Below are 13174 nucleotides of genomic sequence, written 5' to 3' on the forward strand. Positions count from 1 at the left end.
AAGAACAAAATATTTATTCTCATTTTGGGATAGTTTAATTATCGCCAGCGCACTATCAGTTAATGTTAATCAACTCTATTCAGAGGATATGCAACACGGTTTTACAGTGGAAGGATTACAAATTATTAATCCTTTTCTCTAAGCGATAGCGAAGCGCTCTGTAGGAATCGCTTTTGGGGATGATGGGGAGCGATCGCTCTAAATGGGGAAATTTCTGGAAATTAATCTGTTAAAATTGGTTGAGGTAAACAACTGCAAATGTAAAAGCAATGAAAATCAAAGCCGTTATTTATCCTGCTGAAGAAGGTGGTTATTGGGCTGAAGTACCTGCTCTACCAGGCTGTATAACAGAAGGAGATACAATGGAAGAATTAATTAATAACCTTCAAGATGCTATACAAGGTTGGCTAGAAGTAGCTAATGAAATCCAAACACCAGATCCCATATCACAGGTAATAGAAATTGCAGTATGAAATCAATTTCTGGTAAAAAACTATGTAAAATTGTTGAGAAAAAAGGCTGGATTCTCAAAAAAATTACAGGAAGTCACCATATTTATGAAAAGCCTGATGAAAGTAAAATTATCTCTATTCCCGTACATCGGAATCAAGATTTAAAACTTGGTACTTTAAAATCAATTATGAAAGTAGCTGAATTAGTGGAAGATGATTTGTAACTAAGGTTTATTTTATTAGGTTAGCAGGATATGATGGCTTTTTGGGAAGTTGAGGGGGTGCGATAGCGAAGCGCTCCGTAGGAATCGCCTTTTTGGGATATGAGAGAGCGATCGCCTTTTTAAAGATGATGGAGAGCGATCGCTTTTAGGATGTAGGGATGTATGATCGCTTTTTGTGGGATGTGGGGAGTGCGATCGCGTAGCTGATAGCTATAACTATTCTTCTTCAGCTAAAATTTGTAAAATATCTCGTGCAGCATGAATTAACCGCACAATTTCAATATACTCATCCCCTTCTAAATAAAAAATTAGATGCTTTTCAAATCCTCTAACTCCCCACTTCCGCAAACCAATTAAACGCGGATTCTTAACATTATAAACACTACCAATACCAGGCAGTTGTGCTAATTGTGAAAAAGTCTGCCTTGTAGCATCAAAAAAACTTAATGCTGCATCAAAATTACTCTGGGCAATATAAGCAAACTGTTCATCGAGGTCAACACTAGCCTTTGGTCTAATTACAATTCGTCTAGTCATTGTTATTATTTGCGAAGTCTCTCAAGCAGCTGAGTGCGTTTTTGTTCCCACCACTCATCCGTAATTTCAATTGCTTCACCGCTATCTAAGCCTTCTAATAGTAATGTTTCTAGTCGTGCTTGTGCTACCCTTTCTAACTCTTGACGAATCAAGTGTCGAATGTATTCACTTGTGGTACTATAGCCACCTTTTGTAACCTGTTCATTGATAAAATCCCGCATAGAATCGGGAAGAGAAATATTTACTGTAGTCATAGCTAATAAGTTTTTATATTTCTGATTCCTTAATTATGGCAAATATTGTCAATTTTTGTCAAATGTTTTGTAGGGATGTGGGAGGTGCGATAGAGTTCGCGGAACGTCTACTTTGTAACAATAATTTGCTGATTACCTAAACTCGGTTCTTTGGCTAAGGTATTGATTATATCAAGATAGATAAAATTGATACTTTAAGCTAGAAAAATCCTCAGCCCAGTTTCAATTTCCGAAACGAGAGTCAGAACTGCTGTAGAAACAGGTTAGCTTAACTGTTAAACGCAAGCCCCACTCCAGCAGCTATGGTAAAAGAAATAGCAATTCGCACGACGGGACTAACTAAGCAATTTGAACGCCACGTGGCTGTCAATGATGTGGACTTAGAGATCCAGATGGGTGAAGTTTACGGATTAATAGGTCCTAATGGTGCTGGTAAAACAACCTTAATTCGGATGTTAGCCGCAGCGGAAGAACCAACTACTGGTGAAATTTATATTAATGGAGATCGCTTACAGCGTGACAACAGCAACCCCACCCTCAAACGTCATATTGGTTACTTACCCGACGACTACCCACTGTATGAGGATCTAACCGTCTGGGACTACCTAGATTATTTTGCCCGTTTATACTGCTTACGACAACCACGTCGCACTCAACGCCTACACGAAGTTTTAGAACTGATTCAACTTGGCAATAAACGCAACAGCATGATTTCTACCTTGTCACGGGGGATGAAACAGCGACTGAGTTTAGCACGCACCATTATCCATGAACCGATTTTACTACTTCTAGATGAGCCGGTTTCTGGACTTGATCCCATTGCCAGGATGCAGTTTCGGGAAATTATCAAAGCTTTACGAGAAGCGGGGATGACAATATTAATTTCTTCTCATGTTCTCAGCGACTTAGCGGAGTTATGTACTTCCGTAGGCATTATGGAACTAGGCTTTTTGGTAGAAAGTGCCTCACTGCAAACACTTTATCAGCGTTTAGCCCGGCAGCAAATTTTTATCTCAACTTTGGGCAACATAGATATATTGGTGAGTGAACTAAAAAATTATCCTTTGGTAGAAGAATGGGAGGTAATACATAATAAAAATAGTGTGCGGGTGAATTTTTCAGGAACACAGGAAGAAACTGCTGAATTATTGCGATCGCTCATTAGTACAAGTATTCCCTTAACCAATTTTCACTGCACCCAAGAAGACCTAGAAACTATTTTTCTCAAACTAGGTCACAAACAAGCATCTTAATGAAAGGAGTCAGGAGTCACCGAGTCAGGAAGAAGAAGGTAAATATTTCTTCCCAGTCCCTAGTCCCCAGTCCCTAGTCCCCTCTTTCAATTTTGGAGATTTTTTCTATGATGCTAAATTTTATCGACAGAGTAGGTGAATGGAATCCCCAACTCTTCCGAGAACTGAAAGGACGGTTCAAACCTTTTAACGTCTTATTTGCAGTTGTCTCTTCTCTATTATTGCAACTTGTAGTTTTTTTGTTTCAACTACGAGAATATCCCGGTGAAGAATATTCTTTAAGAGGTTCTTACTGTCGTCTTAGTACATTATACCAACAACAAGAACAACAATTTTACCAGCAACAATCTCTACTCAATCAAAAATTAAATAACTATCGACAAATTAAACTTTCAGATTCCAGCATTATTCCTAATTTACAGGTACAAATTCAACAAGTTGACACACAACTCAGTAACCTGAGAGATCAGTTATCTAAAGGTTTTTGTCCTCCCAACGAAATTGAGTGGCAGATGTGGTGGCGAGATCATTGGGAATACATTTTTTTAGCATTTAGTGTAATTTTTATTTTTACACTATTAGTCGCTGGAACTTATTTACTCATTAGTGATTTAGCACAAGAAGAACATAGAGGAACACTCAATTTTATTCGCCTCAGTCCCCAGTCAGAAACCAGTATATTGACTGGAAAAATATTAGGAGTACCGAGTTTAATTTATCTCTTTGTACTTATTGCAATTCCTTTACACTTCTGGGCTGGACATTCTGCCAATATTGCCTCAAGTTACATTCTTAGTTACTACGCTGTTATAGCTGCCAGTTGCTGTTTCTTTTATAGTGCTGCACTTTTATTTAGTTTAGTCAATCGCCAGTTTAGTAGCTTTCAACCTTGGCTTGGTAGTGGCATGGTTTTGTTGTTATTGTTTATGACAATGATGATGGCATCTAGTGCTTATAACAATGACTTCAATAACCCAGGTGCTTGGTTTAGGTTTTTTAGTCCTTGGGATATTACTGCTTACCTATTTCCAAATTTATTCCGTATCTATCAAGGTTCACCACTAGATAATTTCCAATTTTTCTATTTACCAGTTGGTAAAAATATAGCCAGTTTAACCGGATTTTATTTACTGAATTACGGAATTTGCACTTACGGCTTATGGCAAGCCATAAAACGCAGTTTTGGTAATCCTCAAACTACCATCTTAAGTAAAGGACAAAGTTATTTATTTCTAGCTTTTGTTCAGGTGATGTTTTTAGGATTGATGATGCAAAAATTAGATGCGAGAACAGAGGTAATTATAGCTATGTTAGCAGTGATCAATGCTGCTTTCATCTTCAGTTTAATTCTGGTTCTCTCCCCTGTTCGTCAAAATATCCAAGACTGGGCAAGATATCGTCACCAAAACAATAGAAACGCATCTCTGTGGGAAGATTTAGTATGGGGTGAAAAAAGCCCAGCAATATTGGCAATAGCAATCAATTTAGTCATTGCTGCCATACCTTTATTTATCTGGATTGCTATTTCCCATAAAGATGCAAATATCAGCGATTTGGGTCAAGGTAAAGCTTTGTTAGCTGTAGCTTTATCTATCGGTTTAATGCTGATTTATGCCAGCATTGCTCAGTTAATGTTGTTGATGAAAAATCCCAAGCGTTATGTTTGGTCAGTTTTAACGATTGGTGCGGCAATTTCTTTACCTCCAATTATTCTTTCTGTCTTGGGTCTAAACACTTATAATCATCCTCATGTATGGGTGTTTTCTACCTTCCCTTGGGGCGCTATAGCACAATCTAACATGACAACAATTTTCATGGCGTTATTAGCTGATTTAACTGTTGTCGCTTTGTTAAATTTCCAATTCAACAAACAAGTGCGGGTATTGGGTGAGTCTGCAACTAAGGCTTTATTAGCAGGACGTTAAGAAAGGTGTGGGATGTGGGGTAAGAATTTTTTCCTACTCCCCATCTCCCTAACTCTCTTCCTCTAACCTCTAGTCTGAAGTATCTATATAGTGTAAAAATATTCCTACCTCAATAGCGTAAAAATCATAATTATGACAATGCTTCCTAATTTACAACGTGCCTTTTTTAACCGTAGTGTCCTGAAAGTGATCAGCGGTTTGAATAATTTTAACGCTGAAAGTGTTGCTGCTACTGTCAAAGCGGCTGAATTTGGTGGTGCGACTTTTGTAGATATTGCTGCTGATGCGGCTTTGGTTAAATTAGCTAAAAGTTTAACAAGTCTGCCAGTTTGCGTTTCCGCAGTTGAACCAGAAAAATTTGTCCAAGCTGTAGCTGCTGGTGCTGATTTGATTGAAATTGGTAATTTTGATTCTTTTTACGCTCAAGGTCGCAGATTTGAAGCTGAGGAAGTTTTAGCATTAACTTACCAAACTCGTGCCTTGTTGCCTGAAATTACCCTATCTGTGACAGTTCCTCACATCCTGGAATTAGACCAACAGGTACAACTAGCTGAAGACTTAGTAAAAGCTGGTGCTGATATCATCCAAACTGAAGGCGGTACTAGCAGCAAACCGGCTCATGGTGGTACTTTGGGTTTGATTGAAAAAGCTGCTCCTACTTTAGCCGCAGCTTATCAAATTTCCCGTGCCGTTTCTGTGCCTGTATTGTGTGCTTCTGGTATTTCTAATGTGACTGCACCTTTAGCTGTTGCTGCTGGTGCTGCTGGTGTGGGTGTGGGTTCTGCTATTAACCAACTCAATAGCGAAATTGCCATGATTGCTGCTGTGCGTGGTTTGGTGGAAGCTTTAGCTACTGCAAATATTCGCACATTTGCATAGATGAATATAGGGAATGGGATTGAATTACTGCTGTAAACCTCATCCCAATCCCTCTCCAAAACAGAAAGGAGCATTTTGGTGATTATTTTAGGTGCAACTGACCGTCGTGCGCCTCAAGGTTTTGCACCAATTGCTATTGGTTTAGGGTTAACACTAATCCACTTAATCAGTATTCCTGTAACTAATACATCTGTGAATCCAGCCCGTAGCTTAGGCCCAGCAATTTTTGTGGGTGGTTGGGCGCTACAGCAGTTGTGGTTATTTTGGGTAGCACCAATTCTGGGAGGGGCATTAGGAGGCTTCTTCTACACTCAAGTTTTGGAAACACCAAAAGCAGAATAATAATTCTCGGAAATTGGTTAGAGTTCAAGAACCCCACCCCCAACCCCCTCCCCGCTTGCGAGGAGGGGGCTATTATATAGCATATTTCTTCTTTCTCTGTGTTCTCTGTGCCTCTGTGGTTAGTTTATAGGGATAAATTATTTTTTGGAAGTCCCTTATTTGATAATTACTATTTATGTTGGCTATTGGAAAACACCTATAAACTGTTACAACCGTGAAGATGTAAAATTTTGGTTACATTGAACAAACATTTCCGGTTTTTCCGATTTTATTAAGGTACTCAGCATGACAGTAGTTACATCAAAAGCACCCAATTTTTGTGAAGGGATTCAATATTTTGGGGAAGCATTGCCAGATTTTGAAACTTATGGTGCAAAACCAGCGATCGCATCTGGTAATATATCTATAACAAATCCCACAGATACAACAGCAGTATATCAAACCTTACTGGCGGCTGATGCCCTGCGCTACCTCACCCTACACATCACTGGTAGTAAGGCTTCTGGACATCCCGGCGGTTTTGCCAGCCAAGCGGAAGCTTATGCAGCTTTGGTCATGCTGGGACATAAAAACATTATCACCGAAGTGGGACACCACGCCCCTGGTTTCTATAGCGCCATGTTCTTAGACCGTTCCTTAGAAGACATGGGCATTTCTACAGTACAACAATTGGGCGATCGCTTTCGAGAAAAGCATGGATTATTAGGACACCTATCCGGCTACATTCCCGGTATTCTCGCACCGGCTGGACCCCTGGGACAAGGACAACATTTTGCCATGGCCGCAGCCCTGTTGCACCGTGATAAACTCTTCCCCTTCACCCTGGGAGACGGGGGACTGGGTGAACCCTATATCATGAGTGCAATGGCACATTTTAACACCGCTTACCCCACCGCTACCAACTTCTTACCCGTGTTAGTGTGGAACGGTTACAGCCAAGAACACCACAGCATGGTATCTCTCAAAACCAACGCAGAGATGATTGCCTATTGGCAAGGTAACGGTTTTGCCGAAGTCGTATTAGTCAACGCCAAAGATTTTGACGACCAAAACCAAGCAGGTGAATATGTTGATAGTACGGTATTTTCCTTTGCCAAGCGCCTAGAATTTACTAAAGCCGTATTAGTAGGTATGGATAAAGCTGCCCGTTCAGCACTCGGCGGTAAATTGACCGTATTTATTATCAAACAACTCAAAGGGGCAGGGGTTCACGCTTTAGGGGCAAAATCCCACAACCTTTATCCGAAAGATACCTTATCCGCGCCCCATATCGTCAGCGCCTTACAAAAACGGGCATTATCAGCCCCAGCATGGCAAATTGTGCGGACAAATGCGGAACGGGCTGGAGGAGGTCCGGCTGCGAAAACTGTAGTTACAGAATTTGAATTACCCTTAGCAGAAATTGGCGAATTACCATTAGCAGAATATCAAGTTGGGGCAGTTCCCCAAGTTTCTACAACTGTCATGGGTAAGCTAGTGGGAGTAGTAGGAAATAAAGATAAAAATTTCCTTGTGACTAACGCCGATGGTAACGCCGCTTCAGGAATTGGTAATATTAATGAAGCATTAAAAATCATTCACCCCACCACCGATGATACCTACAACCAAGCCCCAGGTGGTCAAGTTTACGAACCTTTGAGCGAAGATGCTTGTGCAGGATTAGCGGCTGGTTTATCCTTAATGGGGGCGAGAACTTTGTGGTGTTCCTATGAATCTTTTGCTATCAATGGTTTACCAATTTGGCAAACTGTCACCCAAGCAATGGCAGAATTACGCCGCAAAACACCCTCAACAATTACATTATTTACAGCCGGGGCATTAGAACAAGGACGCAACGGTTGGACTCACCAAAGACCAGAAATTGAAGCTTATTTTGCTTCTTTGATGAGAACCGGAAATGTCTTCCCATTATTTCCCCCAGATGCTAACAGTATTCAAGTCTGTTATGACTGGGCTTTGCAAACAAAAAATAAGGGCATTGTCATTACTGCTAGTAAGTCTCCTTTGCCAATTCGTAGCACTTTTGCCCAAACTGAAAAAGGCTTAATTGATGGTGCGGTGTTATTACATGAAGTGGCTGGTGGGAAGACTGTTGTATTTGCAGTTATTGGCGATTTGACATTAATTCCTGTGTTTGAAGCGGCGGCTTTTTTAGAAACTGAAGGTATTGGTGTGAAGATTGTTTCTATTATCAATCCCCGCCGTTTATATCGTCCTCATGATACTGCTTGGGATACTTGTTCTGAACCTGATAACGGTTTTTTAAGTGATGCGGATTTTGAGCAATTGTTTGGTGGAGATGCCTTAATTGGTGTGACAGGTGGCGCTGCGGCGATGTTAGAACCAATCATGTTACGCAGTAATTCAAAACGTGATTCTTTTGCCTGGAAGCGTGGGGAAACTACGGCTAGTGCGGGTGAGTTGATGGCTTTTAATGGTTTGACTGCGGAAGCGTTGACTAAGCGGGCTATTGAGTTGGTGCATTAATTAGAACGCAGATGTACGCAGATTAACGCGGATGTTTTGGCGTTGGGTTGCGTACATTTGCTGATTTTTTTATTGGAGGGAACGCTGATGAACGCAGATGAACGCAGATTGGATTTGAATGGGGTTACGGAAAAGATTATTGGATGTGCTTTTAAGGTGGGTAATACTTTGGGGGTTGGTTTTTTGGAGCAGGTTTATGAAAATGCTCTGGTGCATGAGTTACGAAAAACTGGTTTGTTGGTTGAGCAGCAAAAAATGCTGGAAGTTTGGTATGACGGTATAGTTGTGGGTAATTATAGGGCTGATTTGTTGGTAGAAAATGCTATTATTGTGGAGTTAAAGGCAGTAACAACACTGGATAGTAAGCATTTTTCCCAATGTATGAATTATCTGAAAACAACTGGACTTACTCTATGTCTATTAATTAATTTTGGTAATCCCAAAGTAGAGATAAAGCGTGTTGTCCGTAATTTCTAAATCTATCTGCATTTATCCGCGTTTATCTGCGTTCTGTAAAATAATTGTTGAAAATACTGAAATCTAAAGAACTTCAACATCTCTAACCACCTCTAACAATGATTGTAAAAAATTATCAAAATCTGAAAGTTTACCTGTAAATTGTAAATCAGAAAAACCTTCTATTTCTATTAAGCTTTTCGATGTTTTAACTCTCAGCTTTATTTCATGTTCATAGTTATCATCAGCATCATTTAAAGGTGTTTTTTTCCAAACTATAAAAACATTATCTTTTCCCGGTAATTTATTGTAAACATTACTATAAATGAAAGTTTCAGAGGATTTATAAATTGATATAGAGTCATATCCTGAAGCACCGACAGCATTAGGATTTTTAGCAAAACACTCTAGGGATTTGAAAGTTCCATTATCAACTAGACTGACAGAACCATCTGTTCTTCCCATTACTCTATAGTTAGCAGGAATTTTCAAAGCAACACCAAACTGTTTTAATTCAATATTTCTGCTAAGTTTAGAAGGATATTCTGCTTCAATACCACAATTAATCAAATTAGATGTTTCAGCTTTTACAGGAAAACTAATTAAGTGAGTGATTAAAAAAGATAGAAATATAGTAGAAAGAATTGTTGGTTTTTTGTGGTTTTTATTATTGTACATAACTGTTGCTTTATTTCATTACAAATCTGCCATTTCAATTTGAGATAATTAATTGTAAATTATAAATATAAAATACAAACCTATTGTTCTTCTTGTTCTTCAATGCGCCACCCAAAAACAGTTTCTTGGTTAGCTCCATTATTTGCAGTTGTCACATACAAAATTTCTCCATAAGCACTTTCAAACCGAAAATAGCAAAGACCTAAACCTGAGCCAGCACAATCTTGAATTTCTGTATACTCTTTTTCAGTAAAAAAATAATTTACCGGTGCGCTTCTTTCAGAGTTTAAGATTTCTCTATTAAATATTGCTTGCCAACCTGCTTCTAATAACATCTCCCTAGCTTTTGAATAAGGCATATTTTGTTTAAGTTTTGGTAATTCTTGCCTTACACAAGGTTTTCTATCTATAGTTGGCTTTTTTGTTTGTGCGATCGCTTTATTACCGACGCTAGGGATATCACCAAATACAATTAAACTGCTGATACTAACGACACTTGCAAATACTAGATTGATTAATTGAGTTCTCATTGACTACATTTGTTAGTAAAACTGTTGTAAGTATTATATAATATAATATAGTAACTAAATATTGCAAATATTATACATAAAAATTTTCTATAATTTCACTTAGCAAGTAGGTTAGGTTGACACAAGGAAACCCAACAATATTAATAACACTAAATTACAACCCAAAAAACCTGTATCTGTTTACATTATCTCACTCAAGCATTACTAGGGATTAATAGAGCGATAGCGAAGCGCTGCTGCAAGCAGTTCGCACCTGAAAAGCTTACCCTGTATCTGTTTACGTTATCTCACTCAAGCGTTACTAGGGATTACTGGGGCGATCGCTGCTATCGTGTAAATAAGAGAAGACAATAGAACCATCATAGATACACCTAGAAAGATTCATCTCACCTGAGAATTATCACCCGAACAAAATCAACCATCTGTTAACATAGTAAATGATAGAATTAACAGCAAAGTAATGATTCAATTACAACAATTGCAAGAACAGGTATTAAAATTACCAATCAAAGAACGCTGGAATCTTGTGCAAACCGTACTAGCATCAATTCAACAAGAAACCCTATCCTTTATTCCTCCTCAACCCACCCTAGAAATCTTATCTGAACTTGACCCTTGGACACAAAGCTTAATAGGTGTAATTAGCTTAGAATCAGAAAACCCAGAAGAAAGTTATGTTAATTACCTAGAGGAGAAATATAGTTGAAACGAGTATTATTTGATAGCGATGTTTTGCTGGATATTTTAGCACAGCGTCAACCGTTTGTTGTTGCCTCAGCACAAGCATTAAATACAGTCATGAAAAAGCAGGTGCAAGGCTTTGTGTCAGGACACGCTGTCACGAATATTTTCTATATTTTACGCCGTCAAATTGGTAGCGAAGCAGCACGTAAATTAATAGAAAATTTATTGCAACATATTCAAATTGCCAGCGTTACACACGAAGTTATTCACCAAGCTTTAAAAAGTCCAATTAAAGATTTTGAAGATGCGGTGACAAGTGCAGCCGCAATGTCCGCAGGTTTAGAAATAATAGTAACACGAAATAAAGCCGATTTTGTGGAGTCTTCAATACCAGCAATGTTGCCAGAAGAGTTATTGAAAATGCTTTGAAAAGTAGGTTAGGTTGACATAATGAAACCAAAAAATACCACCATTAATAACACTAAATCGCATCCCGAAAAGCTTACCCTGTATCTGTTTACGTTATCTCACTCAACCATTACTAGGGATTACTAGAGCGATAGCGTTCGCGGAGCGTCCCGGAGGGAACTAGCGCTGCTGCAAGCAGTTCGCAGTCCGAAAACCTTACTCTGTATCTGTTTACGTTATCTCACTCAACCATTACTAGGGATTAGTAGAGCGATCCTTACGGCTATCATGTAAATAAGAGAAGACAATAGAACCATCACAGATATACATAAAAATATTCATTTATGTTAAATTCACTAAACCCAAACTAATCTGAATTGCTCTATCTACCTGTTCCATTGTGACTGATTCCAGAACACCCAACCGTTTAATTAATCGTTGTTTATCAATAGAACGAATTTGATTAATAAGTGCAACAGAATCCACCTGTAAACCTCCTTCTGGTACTTTAATTAGCACTTCAGTAGGATACAAAGGTTCTGTAAACTGAGAAGTAAGAGCAGCAACAATAGTTATAGGACTATATTGATTAGAAACGTCATTTTGTAATATTAAACCAGGTCGTGTTTTTTTGATTTCTGAACCGATAGTTGGATCAAAATTAACCAAGTAGATTTCACCACGTTGGGGATAGATTATTTTTCCTTTACTTAACACGCTTCTTCTTCCAGATTAAACCACTCTTCAACTAATCCTAAATCACGTTCCGCTCTTTTAATAGCTCCTTGTTTCAACTGTTCTTTGATATTACTAAATTCACTGTAATTACCATTTGCATATTCATCACGCACTAATTGAATTTCTTTTTTAGTCTCTTCATCTTCTTGCCAATTTTCCTCTTCAGCATCAGCGATCGCTTCATTAAGAAGCTGCGAAATCTGCCGTTTTTCTGATAAACTTAGCGCATTTAAGGAATTAATCAGTAACTCCATCGGAATGAATAGATTTAATCCTGTCTGTGACATTGCTTTTATCATGATGGTATCATTACTGTAAATTATATCAAATGATGGTGGATTAGTCTATAAAAACCCTGTATCTGTTTACATTATCTCACCCAACCATTACTAGGGATTACTAGAGCGAATTATCACCTGAATTAAATCTTATAAACGCCTTTCCCATTGTTGCGGATCACGTTTAACATGAAAACAACCAATAATAGAAATTGTTTCATCTATAATAATGTAAAGTAATCCATAAGGAAACTTGCGAATTAACTTTTTTCTAACTTGTTCGTGAACAATTGGACAAGCAAAAGGATTACGTTGAATAGTTGAAAAACTAGCATCAACAACACGAATAAATTCAGAACCTAATCCAACAGTATGCTGTTCATACCAATTATAAGCATCCTCTAAATCAAGTTCTGCTTCTGGTGTAATGAAAATTTTGTAAGTCATATATTAACTAACGATTAAATTTTTGTTTCACTTCCTCCCAGCTAGAAACTTGATGAGGATTTTGATAATAAAGTTCTAAACGTCTCTCCAATTCCTTTTTTTGAGCATCACTAATAGTTACATTATCAGCATCTACAGTGATACTATCCCAAATATCTTGGACTAATTGGATTCTTTCCGCAATAGTTAATTGTAAAATGTTTTGAGGTAGTAAGTTCTCCATAAATCTTCCCACTTGAGTAGACAATATTTTTATTTTAACTCATCATTAGCAACTAGGGATTACTGGGGCGATCACAGCCCGAAAACCTACCCTGTATCTGTTTACATTATCTCACTCAAGCATTACTAGGGGATTAGTAGAGCGATCGCTGTCCGAAAACCTTACCCTGTATATGTTTACATTATTTTACTCAACTATTACTAGGGATTAATGGGCGATAGCGAAGCGCTGCTGCAAGCAGTTCGCACCTGAAAACCTTACCCTGTATCTGTTTACGTTATCTCACTCAAGCATTACTAGGGATGTTTAGGGCGATTGCTGTGATCGTGTTGGTGCATTAAGATTTTAACCGCAGATGTACGCAATATCTTATATTTTT

17 protein-coding genes and 1 pseudogene are annotated in these 13174 nt (G+C 38.3%); 10 read left to right on the forward strand and 8 right to left on the reverse strand.

Translation table 11 applies throughout. The features are described from left to right. The first annotated feature begins 269 nt into the window (after positions 1-269). The gene (locus tag VB694_RS24760) at positions 270-473 is read left to right on the forward strand and encodes a type II toxin-antitoxin system HicB family antitoxin (protein WP_323362983.1); all 204 of its coding nucleotides are present in this window, start codon (positions 270-272) and stop codon (positions 471-473) included. Continuing rightward, positions 470-676 (forward strand): type II toxin-antitoxin system HicA family toxin, encoded by a 207-nt coding sequence (locus tag VB694_RS24765; protein WP_323362984.1) that lies wholly within the window; start codon positions 470-472, stop codon positions 674-676. The genes VB694_RS24760 and VB694_RS24765 overlap by 4 nt, the downstream gene beginning before the upstream one ends. A 216-nt stretch (positions 677-892) precedes the next feature. On the opposite strand, the gene VB694_RS24770 is transcribed toward VB694_RS24765, so the two are convergent. Beyond that, a complete protein-coding gene (locus VB694_RS24770) occupies positions 893-1213 on the reverse strand; it encodes a type II toxin-antitoxin system RelE/ParE family toxin (protein ID WP_323362985.1) in 321 nt (106 codons plus the stop codon). A gap of 5 nt (positions 1214-1218) precedes the next feature. Further along, complete coding sequence (locus VB694_RS24775) at positions 1219-1467, reverse strand: type II toxin-antitoxin system ParD family antitoxin (RefSeq protein WP_323362986.1); 249 nt, start codon at positions 1465-1467, stop codon at positions 1219-1221. A 302-nt stretch (positions 1468-1769) separates the two neighbouring features. Between VB694_RS24775 and VB694_RS24780 the strand changes: the two genes are divergently transcribed. From VB694_RS24780 to VB694_RS24805, 6 genes and pseudogenes are all read left to right on the forward strand, one after another. Then, positions 1770-2720: an ABC transporter ATP-binding protein gene (locus VB694_RS24780; protein WP_323362987.1), complete on the forward strand. Its 951-nt coding sequence runs from the start codon at positions 1770-1772 to the stop codon at positions 2718-2720. A gap of 107 nt (positions 2721-2827) precedes the next feature. After that, complete coding sequence (locus VB694_RS24785) at positions 2828-4645, forward strand: ABC transporter permease subunit (RefSeq protein WP_323362988.1); 1818 nt, start codon at positions 2828-2830, stop codon at positions 4643-4645. A 132-nt stretch (positions 4646-4777) separates the two neighbouring features. Further along, the gene (locus VB694_RS24790; RefSeq protein ID WP_323362989.1) at positions 4778-5524 is read left to right on the forward strand and encodes a DUF561 domain-containing protein; all 747 of its coding nucleotides are present in this window, start codon (positions 4778-4780) and stop codon (positions 5522-5524) included. Positions 5525-5599: 75 nt separating this feature from the next. Continuing rightward, positions 5600-5866: pseudogene (locus VB694_RS24795) on the forward strand (aquaporin); the annotation flags it as partial. Positions 5867-6151: 285 nt separating this feature from the next. Next, on the forward strand, positions 6152-8353 hold the full coding sequence (locus tag VB694_RS24800) for a phosphoketolase (protein ID WP_323362990.1): 2202 nt from the start codon (positions 6152-6154) through the stop codon (positions 8351-8353). Positions 8354-8440: 87 nt separating this feature from the next. Continuing rightward, positions 8441-8830 carry a GxxExxY protein gene (locus VB694_RS24805; protein WP_323362991.1) on the forward strand — a complete coding sequence of 130 codons (390 nt, stop codon included), beginning with the start codon at positions 8441-8443 and terminating at the stop codon, positions 8828-8830. Positions 8831-8893: 63 nt separating this feature from the next. On the opposite strand, the gene VB694_RS24810 is transcribed toward VB694_RS24805, so the two are convergent. After that, positions 8894-9487: a hypothetical protein gene (locus tag VB694_RS24810; protein WP_323362992.1), complete on the reverse strand. Its 594-nt coding sequence runs from the start codon at positions 9485-9487 to the stop codon at positions 8894-8896. An 80-nt stretch (positions 9488-9567) separates the two neighbouring features. Continuing rightward, positions 9568-10017, reverse strand: coding sequence for a hypothetical protein (locus VB694_RS24815; RefSeq protein ID WP_323362993.1), 450 nt, complete (start codon positions 10015-10017; stop codon positions 9568-9570). Between the two features lie 460 nt (positions 10018-10477). Here VB694_RS24815 and VB694_RS24820 point away from each other — a divergent pair, with 460 nt between their 5' ends. Together VB694_RS24820 and VB694_RS24825 are read left to right on the forward strand one after the other, a co-directional pair. Then, positions 10478-10723: a hypothetical protein gene (locus tag VB694_RS24820; protein ID WP_323362994.1), complete on the forward strand. Its 246-nt coding sequence runs from the start codon at positions 10478-10480 to the stop codon at positions 10721-10723. Beyond that, a complete protein-coding gene (locus VB694_RS24825; protein WP_323362995.1) occupies positions 10720-11130 on the forward strand; it encodes a PIN domain-containing protein in 411 nt (136 codons plus the stop codon). The genes VB694_RS24820 and VB694_RS24825 overlap by 4 nt, the downstream gene beginning before the upstream one ends. Before the next feature lie 321 nt (positions 11131-11451). Here the strand turns inward: VB694_RS24825 and VB694_RS24830 are convergent, their stop codons facing one another. The 4 genes from VB694_RS24830 to VB694_RS24845 all read right to left on the reverse strand — a co-directional run bounded on the left by VB694_RS24830 (position 11452) and on the right by VB694_RS24845 (position 12795). Continuing rightward, entirely contained in the window at positions 11452-11826 is a 375-nt protein-coding gene (locus VB694_RS24830) for a type II toxin-antitoxin system PemK/MazF family toxin (RefSeq protein ID WP_323362996.1), read from the reverse strand. Further along, positions 11820-12134 (reverse strand): hypothetical protein, encoded by a 315-nt coding sequence (locus tag VB694_RS24835; RefSeq protein WP_323362997.1) that lies wholly within the window; start codon positions 12132-12134, stop codon positions 11820-11822. Before VB694_RS24835 ends, VB694_RS24830 begins: the two co-directional genes overlap by 7 nt. A 141-nt stretch (positions 12135-12275) precedes the next feature. Then, positions 12276-12572, reverse strand: coding sequence for a type II toxin-antitoxin system RelE/ParE family toxin (locus VB694_RS24840; protein ID WP_168491952.1), 297 nt, complete (start codon positions 12570-12572; stop codon positions 12276-12278). 7 nt (positions 12573-12579) lie between these two features. Continuing rightward, a complete protein-coding gene (locus VB694_RS24845) occupies positions 12580-12795 on the reverse strand; it encodes an addiction module protein (protein ID WP_027401153.1) in 216 nt (71 codons plus the stop codon). Positions 12796-13174: the final 379 nt, after the last annotated feature.

Source organism: Anabaena sp. UHCC 0451 (genome assembly GCF_034931405.1).
Classification (GTDB): Bacteria; Cyanobacteriota; Cyanobacteriia; order Cyanobacteriales; family Nostocaceae; genus RDYJ01.

Excerpts from the sequence above, each read along its gene's own strand:
- VB694_RS24775 (WP_323362986.1), bottom strand. The coding sequence starts at position 1,467 with ATGACTACAGTAAATATTTCTCTTCCCGATTCTATGCGGGATTTTATC.
- VB694_RS24800 (WP_323362990.1), top strand. The coding sequence starts at position 6,152 with ATGACAGTAGTTACATCAAAAGCACCCAATTTTTGTGAAGGGATTCAA.
- VB694_RS24815 (WP_323362993.1), bottom strand. The coding sequence starts at position 10,017 with ATGAGAACTCAATTAATCAATCTAGTATTTGCAAGTGTCGTTAGTATC.
- VB694_RS24845 (WP_027401153.1), bottom strand. The coding sequence starts at position 12,795 with ATGGAGAACTTACTACCTCAAAACATTTTACAATTAACTATTGCGGAA.
- VB694_RS24770 (WP_323362985.1), bottom strand. The coding sequence starts at position 1,213 with ATGACTAGACGAATTGTAATTAGACCAAAGGCTAGTGTTGACCTCGAT.
- VB694_RS24805 (WP_323362991.1), top strand. The coding sequence starts at position 8,441 with ATGAACGCAGATGAACGCAGATTGGATTTGAATGGGGTTACGGAAAAG.
- VB694_RS24820 (WP_323362994.1), top strand. The coding sequence starts at position 10,478 with ATGATTCAATTACAACAATTGCAAGAACAGGTATTAAAATTACCAATC.
- VB694_RS24790 (WP_323362989.1), top strand. The coding sequence starts at position 4,778 with ATGACAATGCTTCCTAATTTACAACGTGCCTTTTTTAACCGTAGTGTC.
- VB694_RS24840 (WP_168491952.1), bottom strand. The coding sequence starts at position 12,572 with ATGACTTACAAAATTTTCATTACACCAGAAGCAGAACTTGATTTAGAG.
- VB694_RS24835 (WP_323362997.1), bottom strand. The coding sequence starts at position 12,134 with ATGTCACAGACAGGATTAAATCTATTCATTCCGATGGAGTTACTGATT.
- VB694_RS24810 (WP_323362992.1), bottom strand. The coding sequence starts at position 9,487 with ATGTACAATAATAAAAACCACAAAAAACCAACAATTCTTTCTACTATA.
- VB694_RS24760 (WP_323362983.1), top strand. The coding sequence starts at position 270 with ATGAAAATCAAAGCCGTTATTTATCCTGCTGAAGAAGGTGGTTATTGG.
- VB694_RS24785 (WP_323362988.1), top strand. The coding sequence starts at position 2,828 with ATGATGCTAAATTTTATCGACAGAGTAGGTGAATGGAATCCCCAACTC.
- VB694_RS24780 (WP_323362987.1), top strand. The coding sequence starts at position 1,770 with ATGGTAAAAGAAATAGCAATTCGCACGACGGGACTAACTAAGCAATTT.
- VB694_RS24765 (WP_323362984.1), top strand. The coding sequence starts at position 470 with ATGAAATCAATTTCTGGTAAAAAACTATGTAAAATTGTTGAGAAAAAA.